Genomic DNA, 14,516 nt, shown 5'->3' on the forward strand with positions numbered 1-14,516 from the left:
TTACGGAATAATTATTCTTGGTGTTTTTTCTTGTAGTCAGCAACCGCTGCTTTGATTGCATCTTCAGCAAGAATAGAACAGTGAACTTTCACTGGTGGAAGCTCTAGCTCTTCAGCAATCTCAGAGTTTTTAATTGCTGCCGCTTCATCAACTGACTTACCTTTTACCCACTCAGTTACTAGTGAGCTTGATGCGATTGCACTACCACAACCGTATGTTTTGAACTTCGCATCTTCGATGATACCTTCAGGTGTCACTTTGATTTGAAGCTTCATTACGTCACCACACGCAGGAGCGCCAACCATGCCGCTACCTACTGATGGATCTTCTTTATCGAATGAACCAACGTTACGTGGGTTCTCGTAGTGATCAATTACTTTTTCGCTGTATGCCATGATAAATTACCTCGAATCCTCTATTTCAATCCCTGAGATTAATGGTGAGCCCATTCAACAGTGCTCAAATCAATCCCTTCTTTGTACATATCCCATAGAGGAGACATGTCGCGTAGCTTAGTCACTGCAACGCGGATTTGTTCAATTGCGTAATCAATTTCTTCTTCAGTCGTGAAACGACCAAACGAGAAACGAACCGAGCTGTGAGCCAATTCGTCATCCATGCCTAGGGCACGAAGAACGTAAGAAGGCTCAAGGCTTGCAGACGTACAAGCACTACCAGAAGATACCGCTAGATCTTTAAGCGACATTAATAGTGATTCACCTTCTACGAATGCGAAACTGATGTTTAGGTTGTGTGGTACACGCTGCTCAAAGTCACCGTTTACCGTCACTGCTTCTAAGTCTTTCACGCCATCAAAAAGACGGTTACGAAGCGCTAAAGCATGATCGTAATCTTTTTGCATGTCTTCTTTTGCAATGCGGAATGCTTCACCCATACCTACGATTTGGTGAGTAGGTAGTGTACCAGAGCGGAAACCACGCTCATGACCGCCACCGTGCATTTGCGCTTCAAGACGAATACGAGGCTTACGACGTACGTAAAGTGCACCGATACCTTTAGGGCCGTATACTTTGTGAGCAGAAAGTGAAATTAGATCAACTTTCATCTCTTGAACGTCGATTGGTAATTTACCTGCAGATTGCGCAGCGTCCACGTGGAAAACAATTTTACGCTCACGGCACAGTTCGCCGATCGCTGTAATGTCTTGAACCACACCAATCTCGTTGTTTACATGCATAATAGACACAAGCACGGTGTCATCACGCATGGCTGCTCTAAGCTTCTCTAGATCGATCAAGCCATTTGATTCTGGCTCAAGGTAAGTCACTTCAAAGCCTTCACGCTCAAGTTGACGACATGGGTCAAGAACGGCTTTGTGCTCTGTTTTACAAGTGATTACGTGCTTGCCTTTCTTCGAGTAAAAGTGCGCTGCACCTTTAATCGCAAGGTTGTCTGATTCTGTCGCACCAGATGTAAATACGATTTCGCGAGGATCTGCATTTAGAAGGTCAGCAATTTGCTCACGAGCAGTATCGACCGCTTCTTCTGCCTGCCAGCCGTAACGGTGCGAACGTGACGCTGGGTTGCCAAATGTGCCATCCATTGTCATGTACTGAACCATTTTTTCAGCAACACGTGGATCAACTGGACATGTAGCGGAATAATCAAGATAAATCGGCAGTTTCATTCTCTACTCCAATGTAAAAAGCTGACCGCTAAGAGCGGACGTTTACACCGATGGGCGCGGCGGTTGTATTTTTGTTTGATAGCCCATGGGTTACCGCCAGATCAATGTCCTGACGATCAGAAATTTCGAGTACTTCATTGTCTGTCATCAACTCACCAAGAGTGATGTTATTCAAAAAGTCACTAATGCGAGAGCTTAGGTCACGCCACAGCGTGTGAGTAAGGCAACGTGTTCCACCTTGGCAATCTCCTTTACCTTGGCATTTGGTTGCATCTACTGACTCATCAACGGCAGCAATCACGGTACCAATAGCGATACTGTGAGCGTCGGCACCAAGTCGGTAACCACCACCAGGACCACGAACGCTGGCAACGAGACCTGCTTTACGCAATTTTGAAAATAGCTGCTCTAAGTAAGAGAGCGAGATCCCTTGACGCTCTGAAATATCAGCCAGAGGTACAGGGTTTTGTTGCGAATGCAGTGCCACATCCAGCATGGCTGTCACCGCATATCTTCCTTTAGATGTAAGTTTCATACCACACCGTATCCACATGGTTTGTAATGGTTAAGATTTTTCCATACCTGAGTAATTTGGTCAAGTATTTATTTGACCATTTTACTCAGGTATTCATCCTCACACCTAAAGTGGTTATTATTCACTCAGAACTTCTTTTCTATCGAAGTCAAAACGCCTCGTAGAATATTAAGTTCTTGGGTTTCTGGTCGAGCACGAGAGAACAAACGGCGCAACTTATTCATCACCTGTCCAGGTTGCTCTTTGTTAATAAACTGGGTCTCAACCATCACCTTTTCAAGATGCTCGAAGAACATTTCGAGTTCTCGATGACGCGGGTATTCTTCCGATTCATTTGGGGAAAACTGGCTTTGCTCTAAGTTCAAGTGTGCAACTCGCACTTCGTAACTGAGAGTTTGTACAGCCATCGCTAGGTTAAGCGAGCTGTACTCAGGATTAGCGGGAATACAAACATGGTAGTGGCACTTTTGTAGCTCTTCGTTTGTCAAACCAGTTCTTTCTCGGCCAAACACGAGCGCAACCGGATGCTTTCGGCCTTCAACTGCAAATTTCTCACCGCATTCACGTGGCTCGAGCATTGGCCATTCTAATGTACGAGAGCGGGCGCTAGAACCCACAACAAGGCCACAATCTTCAACCGCTTCTTCTAATGTGCCGACAATCTTTGCATTTTGAGCAATATCACCAGCACCCGCAGCTAAAGCAAGAGTTTGTTCATCCACTTCACATTGTGGATCGACTAATACTAGTTGGTTTAAACCCATCACTTTCATTGCTCGAGCTGCTGAGCCAATATTGCCTGAATGAGAGGTACCTACGAGTACAATTTTTACTTGATCCAACATCTGTGTTTGCTACCTAAATTAAAACCGCAGAATGTTATCATAGTTTTTTAAGACACCCTAGAGGCAAGCAGACCTCTCTTCTCATTCTTGGTTATTGTTCTCGTCCGCAGTATGCTCTGTACACTCAACCAGCCGCATTTAGAACAAAAAATAACCACTTCCCTTTTTAATTATCTCTGGTATACTCGCCGCCGCTTTCATTTGTTCTTTAACATCCGTTGGGAAATTCGTATGCATCCAATGCTAAACATTGCTATTCGCGCTGCGCGAAAGGCAGGCAATCATATTGCTAAATCATTAGAAAACACTGATAAAGTAGAATCTACTCTTAAAGGCACTAATGACTTTGTCACTAACGTAGACAAAGAAGCAGAATACATCATCATCGATACTATCAAGCAGTCTTACCCTGAGCACTGTATCGTTGCTGAAGAACAAGGTCTTATCGAAGGTAAAGATAAAGACGTACAATGGATCATCGACCCACTGGATGGCACCACTAACTTTGTAAAAGGTTACCCAACTTTCGCGGTTTCTATCGCTGTTCGTATTAAGGGCAAAACTGAAGTTGCTTGTGTTTACGATCCAATGCAAAACGAGCTATTCACTGCACAACGCGGTGCCGGCGCTCAACTAAACAGTGCACGTATTCGTGTTGCTCAACTAAATGACCTTCAAGGTACTGTTCTAGCAACAGGCTTCCCATTCAAGCAGAAACAACACGCTGAGTCTTACATCAAGATCGTTGGTGCGCTATTCACTGAGTGTGCTGATTTCCGTCGTAGCGGCTCTGCTGCTCTAGACCTTTGTTACGTGGCAGCTGGCCGTGTTGATGGTTACTTCGAACTAGGCCTAAAACCTTGGGATATGGCAGCAGGTGAGCTTATTGCTCGTGAAGCTGGCGCAATCCTAACAGACTTTGCTGGCGGCACTGACTACATGAAGTCTGGTAACATCGTTGCTTCAAGCGCTCGTGGCGTAAAATCTATCCTTAAGCACATCCGCGAAAACGGTAACAGCGCGATCCTTAAGTAAGATTTGAAAGTCATATATAGCCCGTCACGCTGATGACTTTAGAAAGCCCCGCTCATTGAGCGGGGCTTTTTTATTTCGAACAATCAGCCTGTTTGTAGAAACGGTCGTAGTCAGATAAGTGGTCTATTTTTACGTGCTTAACCTTCCATATTTGTTCCTTCATTAAAAACTGCAGCGAAACCGTGACTGGCTGGTATACATCACCAAAGCCGTTTACAGAAAGACATCCAACTCCTCCATCCTCACTGTACTCTTCAAAGTAAGACAGCTCTGTAACCAAACTTGATGGGATAGATGATAAAAATGGAAATTGATGACCAAATTTTATTGGGTGAGACTTAATACTGTTCAGCTCTTCAATCGATAGATTTGGTCCTGCCATAGCTTCTACCACCTCTATATACTGCATCTTGTATAAATTATTACGTATATCAAGGTAAGTATCGTGGAGTGGACTTGCGATGCAGGGCGTTGAAACACTTAGTAAAACCGGAATAGGTAGAATTCTATTTAGCATAACCAACTAAACCCCAGCTTCACGGAGCGCTTGATCAATTTTACTCGGCTTAAATCTGTACTTACAAAGCCCCCACTCGCACTGCTCTAAAAGCTCACGGACATTTACCTGCCCAGTAACTCCAAAGGAAACAACACCAAAAAGAGAAACACTCCCACTGTATGTCAAAACACCATCACGAGTAGTTTTAAAAGTAACAGAAACGGCTTTTAATTTTATGCCCAGCTCTTCAACCATTTCTTTTGAAACTTCAAACTTAGTAAATCCAAGCTCACCAGATAAAGTTACTTTACCTGACTCATCAACTGCTAACTTGAACCTTTTCCCTCCAGTAACTAGCTTGGTGGTAACACCTTTATTGTGCTTGTAAGAAATCTCTACAAACTTCAGTAACTGTACTTTTATTTCAGCTTGCCTTGACATTATTTCCTCCCGAAATTGTTGAACATACTTCCGATATTCAACTCAATCAAAAAACTACAATTCAAGCTGGAAGTACCTCAAAAAAAAATGAAACTTTCAAATCTATCAGGCATAAAAAAACCGCTGATTGCTCAGCGGTTTTTGTTTTCGGTTCTCAATCTGCCTTATGGCATTTCGTCGAACTCTGCACCTTCTTTTTCTACTTGAGGTGGCATCAAGTGCTCTTTCTGGATACCCAGTTTTAGAGCCAGTGCTGATGCTACGTAGATAGAAGAGTAAGTACCTACAGTGATACCGAGTAAAAGTGCGGTTGCAAAGCCGTGAATCATAGCACCACCCTGCATGAACAGTGCAATTACCACGAACAACGTCGTACCAGATGTAATCAATGTACGGCTCAATGTTTGAGTGATTGAAGCGTCCATGATGTCCGAAGGTTCACCCTTACGCATCTTACGGAAGTTTTCACGAATCCGGTCAAATACAACGATGGTATCGTTGAGTGAGTAGCCCACAACCGTCAGTAGCGCAGCTACGATAGTCAGGTCAACTTCAATTTGTAGAAACGAAAAGACACCTAGCGTGATAATTATATCGTGAGCCAATGCCATTACCGCACCAGCCGCTAGACGCCATTCAAATCGCATCGATACATAAAGCAGGATACAGATCAGCGATACCAAGATCGCTAGACCACCAGCTTCTGTTAGCTCATCACCAACGTTGGGACCTACGAACTCAATACGACGCATTTCTACGCTTTCGCCAGTACCATCTTTGATAGCACCAATGATTTGGTTACCTAGCGTTTCACCAGAAACGTCATCACGTGGACGAAGACGGACCATGACTTCACGAGCACTACCGAAGTTTTGTACTGTCGCATCGCCAAAGCCTTTTGAATCTAGTGCTGCACGAATCTCTTCAAGGTTTGCTGGCTGTTCAAAACCGACCTCGATAAGCGTACCGCCAGTGAAATCTAGACCCCAATTAAGCCACTTGGTTGACAAAGTGAAGATAGAAGCAGCAATCATTATAATTGAAAAAACGAATGCTACTTTCGACCAACGCATAAAGCCGATCGTCTTCTCTGCTTTTAGAATTTGAAACATATTAATTCCCAGCCTTAGATCGACAATTTATCAACGCGTTTGCCACCGTAGATCAGGTTCACGATACAACGTGTACCAATAATGGCGGTGAACATTGAAGTTAAGATACCGATAGATAGAGTAACTGCGAAACCTTTCACCGCACCTGTACCGACCGCAAATAGAATGATTGCAGTAATTAGTGTTGTGATGTTCGCATCAGCAATCGTGCTGAATGCATTCGCGTAACCTTGGTGAATCGCTTGTTGTGGACTGCGTCCATCACGAATTTCTTCACGGATACGCTCGAAGATCAGTACGTTCGCATCAACCGCCATACCGACTGTTAACACGATACCGGCTATCCCTGGAAGCGTCATGGTAGCGCCTGGAATCATCGACATAACACCAATGATAAGCACCAAGTTTGCCATTAGAGCGATGTTTGCAATCAAACCAAAGCCGCGGTAGTAAAGCAGCGTAAATAGCATTACGGCAACCATACCCCAGATACATGCTTGGATACCCATATCGATGTTTTGCTGGCCCATTGATGGACCAATGGTACGTTCTTCAACGATAGAGATAGGTGCAATCAGTGCACCAGCACGTAGTAAAAGTGCTAGGTTGTGTGCTTCTGCAGCAGAGTCGATACCTGTGATACGGAAGTTACGACCAAGAGCCGATTGAATCGTTGCTTGGTTGATGACTTCTTCATGCTTATCCAGAATAACTTTGCCTTCAGGCGTACGACGGCCACTGTCTTTGTATTCTGCAAACACGGTAGCCATTAGCTTACCAATGTTCTTCTTAGAGAACGCAGACATCTTATTACCACCTTCGCTGTCTAGCGAGATGTTAACTTGTGGACGACCATATTCATCAACACTTGAGCTTGCATCTGTGATGCTTTGACCGCCAAGAATAACGCGCTTCTTAAGCACAACTGGGCGACCATCACGGTCCATCTTGATTTCACTACCTGCTGGCGCACGACCATTTGCCGCTGCCGATAGGTCAGCTTTATCATCAACTTCACGGAATTCAAGCGTTGCCGTAGCTCCGAGAATTTCTTTTGCACGAGCAGTGTCTTGAACACCAGGCAGTTCAACTACAATGCGACTAGCACCTTGACGTTGAACCAATGGTTCCGCAACACCTAGTTCGTTGACACGATTACGTAAAATCGTAATGTTTTGCTCAACAGCATAGTTACGGATCTCTTGTAAACGTTGCTCAGTAAAGGTTGCAGTAAGAGCGTAACGGCCATTTGAATCAGAATCGACAAAAATCATGTCCGGGTGATTCTTTTCTAGCGTTGCTTTCGCTTCTGCTAATTGCTCTTCGTTACGCAACAACACTTCTACCGCTTCTTTTCCAGAAGGGCGGATTGCACGGTAACGAATCTTGGCGTCACGAAGTTCGCTACGGAAAGCTTCTTCTTGTTGACCAACAAGCTTTTCCATCGCTGCATCCATATCCACTTCCATTAAGAAGTGAACACCACCGCGAAGGTCAAGACCTAGCTTCAATGGTGACGCGCCAATCGCTTCTAGCCAATCGGGTGTAGAAGGTGCAAGGTTAAGTGCAACAATTGTGTCTTTGCCTAGCGCTTCGCTGATGACATCACGAGCACTGATTTGTGTGTCAGTGTCGTTAAAACGAACAAGAATTGATCCATCTTCGAGAGCAATGGATTTATGAGAAAGTTGCTCTTTGTTAAGAGCAGTAGTGACAGCATCCAGCGTTGACATATCTACAGAGGCGCCACGCGCCCCTGTAACTTGAATAGCCGGATCTTCACCGTAGATATTTGGAAGTGCGTATAACGCAGCGGTGATGATGGCAAAAAGCACCATCAAGTACTTCCATAATGGATAACGGTTTAGCACAGCGAGGATCCTTTAGCTGTTTTATAGAGACTTAAGCGTACCTTTTGGTAGCACTGCAGTGATGAAGTCTTTCTTGATTACTACTTCATTGTTCGCGTTAAGCTCAATTGAAATGTAGTCATTGTCTTCAGCAATCTTAGTGATTTTACCCACTAGGCCACCGCTAGTTAAAACTTCGTCGCCTTTGCCCATAGAAGCCATTAGGTTTTTGTGTTCTTTTACGCGTTTCGCTTGTGGGCGGTAAATCATGAAGTAAAAGATCACTGCGAACATGCCAAGCATGATTAGCATTTCAAAACCACCGCCTGCTGGCGCACCTTCTGCTGCTGCGTGAGCCTGAGAAATAAACATTAAAACATCCTCATTATATTTTATTGATAATCAAACAAATTGGGCTTTCGCATTTTAGATTCAAGTCTGAGAGTAACTAATAGAGATCGCTCTCTCAAAAATAACGTGCGTTAGCCTACTTTATTAGCAAAAGCCTCTGGCGACATACCAAAGGCTTTAATTCTTTTAGTTTTTCAATTACTGCTCTTTTGCTAGTGGTGGCACTTCACGGCCACGACGCTCATAGAACTCAGTAACAAATTCATCGAAGCGATCTTCATCAATTGCTTTACGAATGCTTTCCATCAGACGCTGGTAGTAACGCAGGTTATGGATTGTATTCAAGCGAGCGCCTAAGATTTCATTACAACGCTCTAAATGGTGAAGGTACGACTTGCTGTAGTTTTGACAAGTGTAACAGTCACAATGCGGATCCAATGGTGTTGTATCCGTTTTATGTTTCGCATTACGGATCTTGATCACACCACCAGTCACAAATAAGTGACCATTACGTGCGTTACGCGTTGGCATTACACAGTCAAACATGTCGATACCACGACGAACACCTTCAACCAAATCTTCTGGCTTACCTACGCCCATCAAGTAGCGAGGTTTGTCTTCAGGAAGTTGAGGACAAGTATGCTCAAGAATACGGTGCATGTCTTCTTTAGGCTCACCTACTGCCAAACCACCAACCGCGTAACCGTCAAAACCGATTTCCGTTAGACCTTTTACCGACACATCACGTAAATCTTCGTAAACACCACCTTGAACAATACCAAATAGGTTGTTCGGGTTTTCTAGCTTCTCGAAATGGTCACGTGAACGCTGTGCCCAGCGTAATGACATTTCCATCGATTTCTTCGCTTCATCGTGTGTCGCTGGGTAAGGCGTACACTCGTCAAAAATCATAACGATGTCAGAGCCCAGGTCTTTTTGAATTTCCATCGACTTTTCTGCGTCCATGAAAATCTTGTCACCGTTTACTGGGTTACGAAAATGGACACCTTCTTCAGTGATCGTACGCATCTTACCAAGGCTGAATACTTGGAAGCCGCCTGAATCAGTAAGAATAGGACCGTGCCAGTTCATAAAATCGTGCAGGTCACCGTGCATTTTCATCACTTCTTGACCAGGACGTAGCCACAGGTGGAACGTATTACCTAGCAGAATTTCTGCACCAGTACCTTTTACTTCTTCTGGTGTCATACCTTTAACGGTACCGTAAGTACCTACTGGCATGAACACAGGAGTTTGAACAGTGCCGCGTTCGAAAGTCAGTTGACCACGACGTGCATTGCCGTTTTTCTTCTTAAGATCGAATTTTAATTTCACGATGCCTCCGGGTGTCAGAGAAACAGTCTGACTGAGTGTTTAGGGCTCTACCCTACTTTAAGGAGCGGTCGCTTTTCCTTGCGAGAGACAAAGCAATGGATGCTTTATTTCCTAGCTTACTGCTAGCACTCGTAAATCTATTTTTAACTACGCCGTTTTCTTCTTGATGAACATTGAATCGCCATACGAGAAGAAACGGTATTTGTTTTCCACCGCATGTTTGTAAGCATTCATGGTGTTCTCGTATCCAGCAAATGCACTCACCAACATGATCAGTGTTGATTCAGGCAAGTGGAAGTTTGTGATCAAGCAATCCACCAACTGATATTCGTAACCAGGGAAAATAAAGATTTCTGTATCGCCAAAGAATGGGGCCAGCTCAGTCCCTTTTTGCAATGCATCTTGCGCTGCACTTTCAAGTGAACGCACAGATGTGGTACCAACAGCAATAATTCGTCCGCCACGCGCTTTCGTCGCTTTAATTGCTTCGACGACTTCTTGCGGTACTTCTACGTACTCGGCATGCATGTGGTGATCGTTGATATTTTCCACTTTTACTGGCTGGAATGTACCCGCCCCAACGTGCAAAGTAACGTAAGCAAACTCTGCACCTTTCGCTTTGATTTTCTCCAAGAGAACATCATCAAAGTGAAGGCCCGCTGTTGGTGCCGCAACCGCACCTGGCTTTTGATTATATACCGTTTGGTAACGCTCTTTATCTGCATCTTCGTCTGGACGGTCGATGTAAGGAGGAAGCGGCATATGGCCGATTTCTTCCAGAATTTCTAGTACCGTCTTATCAGAACTAAATTTCAGTTCAAATAAAGCATCATGGCGTGCAACCATTTCTGCTGAATATTCATCATTCTCGCCAACAATAATGGTTGTACCTGGTTTTGGTGATTTAGAGCAACGAACGTGCGCGAGGATGCTTTTCTCATCCAACATGCGCTCCACTAGCACTTCTAATTTACCGCCCGATTCCTTGCGGCCAAAAAGACGAGCAGGAATAACACGAGTATTATTAAACACCACTAAGTCACCGGGTTGAACTTGGCCCAATACATCAGTAAATGTGCCATCAATGAGCTCTCCGGTATTGCCGTCCATTTGCAGCAGTCGGCTAGCGGTACGCTCTGGTTGAGGGTAGCGAGCGATGAGTTCATCTGGAAGGTCGAAATGGAAATCTGATACTTGCATGTTACTTGTCTTATCTATTGGTCAAATCACGTCTAGGCGACGATAAAATTGCGACGAGTTTTTCGCAGCAGACTAGTATATGTTTACATGCTGCAATAGCAAGCAAATCACCAGAATATAGCAGTAAAAGCCATGGTGAAGAGTGTAATAAAACGTGAAAAGCCTCGATTACTTGGCACTATTTTTAATTTGAGCCCCAAAGAGAGAACATGAAAAAAGCAAAGCAACGTATACCGCTGCTTATTAGTTTGGCATTCCAATCGCGCTATCAAACCTCACGCTTTCGCCACAAGAATAACGGCACGAATAAACCCAATAACCAAAACCCTAGACTGCCACCTTCATCATCTGAGCCTTTGAAATCACAGTTATTGGTCGCAATGCCATCGTGACACTCTTTATTGTCACCACTTTCATTGTTAGCACTTTTGATAAAATTCGGCGCAATGATGTAACGACTTGGTGGCGCATCGGCAGTGATGTAAGACTGTACCCAGTCGTAATAGTGGCTCACCTTGGTATAGAAACTTGGGATCGTCAAAGAGCCACACGTTGGTAGAATAAGAGGGCCGCCACTAACAATACCAATTTGTTTGCCGGTCGCCACATCGACCAACGGGCCACCACTGTCACCTTTACATGCAGAGTTGCCATATTGGGTATGGCTATCCGGCTCCAATACATGGTTTTGTGTTGGTAGCGTACAAATTTTGGTTTGGTTGTCTCTTGAATCAATGATCCCCGGAAAACTGCTGCCAATTTCTAAACGCTCATAACATTTGTCGATGGGCAAAAATGTGCTAATGGTGGTTTTGAGCGTATTAGAAGGTTCAGAAGCATCCGGCTGAGTAGCCCCCCATCCAAACACTTGCACATTTTCGACACGTTGATTGGTCAGGTAATTATCGTTCCAGTCCGCCGCCAAACGTGCTTCGATACTCTCCATGTCAACTTTACTCGCTAGGTCAGCAAAGCTCGCGTTTGCCACTGGGCGCGTGAGATACAGCAACGCGATGTCTGAATCTAAACCGGTTTGGATAGGTTTCACGTTGCCATTACTGTCGGTCTCAGCTTTTGAAATCCGGGTGTAATCCGGATGAACCACAACGTGAGACACCGGATAGAAGTTATCAAGCCCTGCAGAATTAAGTTCATACACATTCGCATTCACCGACAGCTCACCCGGCGGGGTCACATAGTAGGTTGCTTCATTGGTTCCTTGTCCCATCACCACACAGTGCGCCGCAGTCAGTACCCATTGCTCTGTCAGCATCGTTCCACCACACAGCGGAAACTCTGCCATATTACTTGCTCGCAAAGTAACGCGGTCAACAGGATCGGTTTGTTCATCTCCTAACACAATCGCCTGTGTTGATGGCACACTGAATGCCGCCACTGCCAGCGCAATAAGTTTGTTACACGTTGTTCGTTTCATCTAGGTTGCTGTCTTCAATTTGGTAAGCCTGGACGTATCTTCTTCGAGAGAAGAATCTTGGAAAATCCAGCGAATAAAAATGTGCGATTCAATTCATTGGATTACCTTGGGAACACATTCAATATCAACTAAAAATGCCAACTGACTCGCACACAAACCGACTTATTCAAATTAATAAAAACACCAATAAAACACCAATAAAACACCAATAAAACACAGATTACGCAGCCCATCAGCATTGTGCTATTTAATTGATGAAAAACGAGTTAGCTCCCAGATATACAGAAAAATATTCTCTATATTTAAGAGAAGGACAATGCCGCTGGAGGTCTCTATGATCAAGGTTGAAGACATGATGACTCGTAATCCTCATACCTTACTGCGCACGCACACCTTGCGTGATGCAAAAAGCATGATGGATGCGCTTGATATTCGACACATTCCGGTTGTTGATGCCAATAACCACTTACAAGGCTTGGTGACTCAACGCGACATTCTTGCTGCTCAAGAATCGAGCTTGCACCCAGATGAGGCTGAACAATCTTTTACTTTAGACACACCGCTCTACGAAATGATGCACACCAACATCATGACGGCAGAGCCTATCGCGGGGCTCAAAGAGAGCGCTATCTATATGCAAAAGCATAAAGTTGGCTGTCTACCTGTTGTCACCAAAGGTCGATTGGTCGGCATTATTACTGATAGTGACTTCGTGACGATTGCGATTAACTTATTGGAACTACAAGAAGAAGTGGAACCTGAAGAAATCGAGCAGAAAGAGTAGTACGCAAGCGTATTCTCTTTGTTGTAAGTTTCTTTTTTACACCGGTTAAACGAAAAAAGAGCGGCAGGGTTGCCGCTCAAAATGCCATTACTGACGCTGATTAAGGAAGTGTTTCTCTGCCAATTAGAATTGGTCTTCTTCGGTCGAACCTGTCAATGCTGTCACTGAAGAGTTACCACCTTGGATAGTATTGGTCATTCTATCGAAGTAACCTGTACCTACTTCTTGTTGGTGCGCAACAAACGTATAACCTTTTTCAGCCGCTTGGAATTCAGGACGCTGAACTTTCTCAACATAATGACGCATACCTTCACCTTGAGCGTAAGCGTGTGCCAGTTCAAACATGTTGAACCACATGTTGTGAATGCCTGCTAGCGTGATGAATTGGTACTTGTAGCCCATGTCTGCAAGCTCTTGTTGGAACTTAGCAATGGTTTCTGCATCTAGGTTTTTCTCCCAGTTGAATGAAGGCGAGCAGTTGTACGCCAACAATTGATCTGGGTATTCAGCGTGAATTGCTTCTGCAAACTTACGTGCTTCTTCCAAACATGGCGTAGCCGTTTCACACCAAATCAAGTCTGCATATGGTGCGTAAGCCAGACCGCGAGAAATCGCTTGGTCGATACCCGCGCGAACGCGGTAGAAACCTTCTTGAGTACGCTCACCTTCAATAAAGTCTTTATCATATGGGTCGCAATCTGAAGTAATGAGATCCGCCGCATTCGCATCAGTACGAGCAATAACTAATGTTGTTGTTCCCGCTACGTCAGCAGCCAAACGAGCTGCAACGAGCTTTTGTACCGCTTCTTGCGTAGGAACTAATACCTTACCACCCATATGACCACACTTTTTCACCGATGCTAACTGGTCTTCAAAGTGAACGCCCGCGGCACCGGCTTCGATCATCGATTTCATTAGTTCGTAAGCGTTAAGCACACCACCAAAGCCCGCTTCAGCATCCGCTACGATAGGAAGGAAGTAATCAATACCACCTTCATCTTCAGGCGTCTTACCAGCAGCCCACTGAATTTGGTCTGCACGACGGAATGAGTTGTTGATGCGTTTTACTACTGACGGTACAGAATCTACTGGGTAAAGAGATTGGTCTGGATACATCGTCGAAGCGGTGTTGTTATCCGCCGCTACCTGCCAGCCTGACAGATAGATCGCTTCAATACCTGCCTTAGCTTGTTGAACGGCTTGACCACCCGTTAGCGCACCAAGACAGTTTACGTAACCTTTTTTCGCACTACCGTTGACCAGTGACCAAAGTTTGTCTGCACCACGTTGTGCAATTGTGTTTGCAGGCACCATAGAGCCACGCAGTTCCACCACTTCCTCGGCAGTGTAAGTACGCTTCACATTTTTCCAGCGTGGATTAGTTGCCCAGTCTTTTTCCAGAGCTTCAATTTGTTGGCGGCGAGTTAAGTTAGTCATTGGTCTATC

The 14,516-nt window shown here is 44.7% G+C and carries 15 protein-coding genes; 2 read left to right on the forward strand and 13 right to left on the reverse strand.

Annotation, left to right across the window (positions count from 1 at the left end):
- Nucleotides 1-11 precede the first annotated feature (11 nt).
- The 4 genes from iscU to trmJ form a co-directional block, all read right to left on the reverse strand.
- Nucleotides 12-395: a Fe-S cluster assembly scaffold IscU gene (gene iscU / locus R7E78_RS07395; protein WP_005381718.1), complete on the reverse strand. Its 384-nt coding sequence runs from the start codon at nucleotides 393-395 to the stop codon at nucleotides 12-14.
- Between the two features lie 38 nt (nucleotides 396-433).
- Nucleotides 434-1,648 (reverse strand): IscS subfamily cysteine desulfurase, encoded by a 1,215-nt coding sequence (locus tag R7E78_RS07400; protein WP_005381719.1) that lies wholly within the window; start codon nucleotides 1,646-1,648, stop codon nucleotides 434-436.
- A 28-nt stretch (nucleotides 1,649-1,676) separates the two neighbouring features.
- Complete coding sequence (gene iscR, locus R7E78_RS07405) at nucleotides 1,677-2,183, reverse strand: Fe-S cluster assembly transcriptional regulator IscR (RefSeq protein ID WP_005381720.1); 507 nt, start codon at nucleotides 2,181-2,183, stop codon at nucleotides 1,677-1,679.
- A gap of 125 nt (nucleotides 2,184-2,308) precedes the next feature.
- The gene (gene trmJ, locus R7E78_RS07410; RefSeq protein ID WP_005383693.1) at nucleotides 2,309-3,028 is read right to left on the reverse strand and encodes a tRNA (cytosine(32)/uridine(32)-2'-O)-methyltransferase TrmJ; all 720 of its coding nucleotides are present in this window, start codon (nucleotides 3,026-3,028) and stop codon (nucleotides 2,309-2,311) included.
- A gap of 231 nt (nucleotides 3,029-3,259) precedes the next feature.
- Here trmJ and suhB point away from each other — a divergent pair, with 231 nt between their 5' ends.
- A complete protein-coding gene (gene suhB, locus R7E78_RS07415; RefSeq protein ID WP_318057784.1) occupies nucleotides 3,260-4,063 on the forward strand; it encodes an inositol-1-monophosphatase in 804 nt (267 codons plus the stop codon).
- A gap of 70 nt (nucleotides 4,064-4,133) precedes the next feature.
- Here the strand turns inward: suhB and R7E78_RS07420 are convergent, their stop codons facing one another.
- The 8 genes from R7E78_RS07420 to R7E78_RS07455 all read right to left on the reverse strand — a co-directional run bounded on the left by R7E78_RS07420 (nucleotide 4,134) and on the right by R7E78_RS07455 (nucleotide 12,286).
- Nucleotides 4,134-4,445, reverse strand: coding sequence for a hypothetical protein (locus R7E78_RS07420; protein WP_017633920.1), 312 nt, complete (start codon nucleotides 4,443-4,445; stop codon nucleotides 4,134-4,136).
- A gap of 141 nt (nucleotides 4,446-4,586) precedes the next feature.
- On the reverse strand, nucleotides 4,587-5,003 hold the full coding sequence (locus R7E78_RS07425; RefSeq protein WP_017633921.1) for a hypothetical protein: 417 nt from the start codon (nucleotides 5,001-5,003) through the stop codon (nucleotides 4,587-4,589).
- A gap of 164 nt (nucleotides 5,004-5,167) precedes the next feature.
- Nucleotides 5,168-6,115 (reverse strand): protein translocase subunit SecF, encoded by a 948-nt coding sequence (gene secF / locus R7E78_RS07430; protein ID WP_005383689.1) that lies wholly within the window; start codon nucleotides 6,113-6,115, stop codon nucleotides 5,168-5,170.
- 14 nt (nucleotides 6,116-6,129) lie between these two features.
- Nucleotides 6,130-7,986 carry a protein translocase subunit SecD gene (gene secD / locus R7E78_RS07435; protein WP_005381724.1) on the reverse strand — a complete coding sequence of 619 codons (1,857 nt, stop codon included), beginning with the start codon at nucleotides 7,984-7,986 and terminating at the stop codon, nucleotides 6,130-6,132.
- Nucleotides 7,987-8,007: 21 nt separating this feature from the next.
- Entirely contained in the window at nucleotides 8,008-8,337 is a 330-nt protein-coding gene (gene yajC, locus R7E78_RS07440; RefSeq protein WP_005381725.1) for a preprotein translocase subunit YajC, read from the reverse strand.
- A gap of 177 nt (nucleotides 8,338-8,514) precedes the next feature.
- A complete protein-coding gene (gene tgt, locus R7E78_RS07445; RefSeq protein ID WP_186584453.1) occupies nucleotides 8,515-9,651 on the reverse strand; it encodes a tRNA guanosine(34) transglycosylase Tgt in 1,137 nt (378 codons plus the stop codon).
- Between the two features lie 147 nt (nucleotides 9,652-9,798).
- Nucleotides 9,799-10,851 (reverse strand): tRNA preQ1(34) S-adenosylmethionine ribosyltransferase-isomerase QueA, encoded by a 1,053-nt coding sequence (queA, locus tag R7E78_RS07450; RefSeq protein ID WP_005381728.1) that lies wholly within the window; start codon nucleotides 10,849-10,851, stop codon nucleotides 9,799-9,801.
- Nucleotides 10,852-11,119: 268 nt separating this feature from the next.
- Nucleotides 11,120-12,286 carry a trypsin-like serine protease gene (locus R7E78_RS07455; RefSeq protein WP_042521159.1) on the reverse strand — a complete coding sequence of 389 codons (1,167 nt, stop codon included), beginning with the start codon at nucleotides 12,284-12,286 and terminating at the stop codon, nucleotides 11,120-11,122.
- 334 nt (nucleotides 12,287-12,620) lie between these two features.
- Between R7E78_RS07455 and R7E78_RS07460 the strand changes: the two genes are divergently transcribed.
- On the forward strand, nucleotides 12,621-13,070 hold the full coding sequence (locus R7E78_RS07460; protein WP_318057785.1) for a CBS domain-containing protein: 450 nt from the start codon (nucleotides 12,621-12,623) through the stop codon (nucleotides 13,068-13,070).
- A gap of 123 nt (nucleotides 13,071-13,193) precedes the next feature.
- Here the strand turns inward: R7E78_RS07460 and aceA are convergent, their stop codons facing one another.
- Nucleotides 13,194-14,507, reverse strand: a complete 1,314-nt coding sequence (gene aceA / locus R7E78_RS07465) for an isocitrate lyase (RefSeq protein ID WP_005381733.1) — start codon at nucleotides 14,505-14,507, stop codon at nucleotides 13,194-13,196.
- Nucleotides 14,508-14,516: the final 9 nt, after the last annotated feature.

The organism is Vibrio sp. YT-19(2023) (assembly GCF_033337395.1).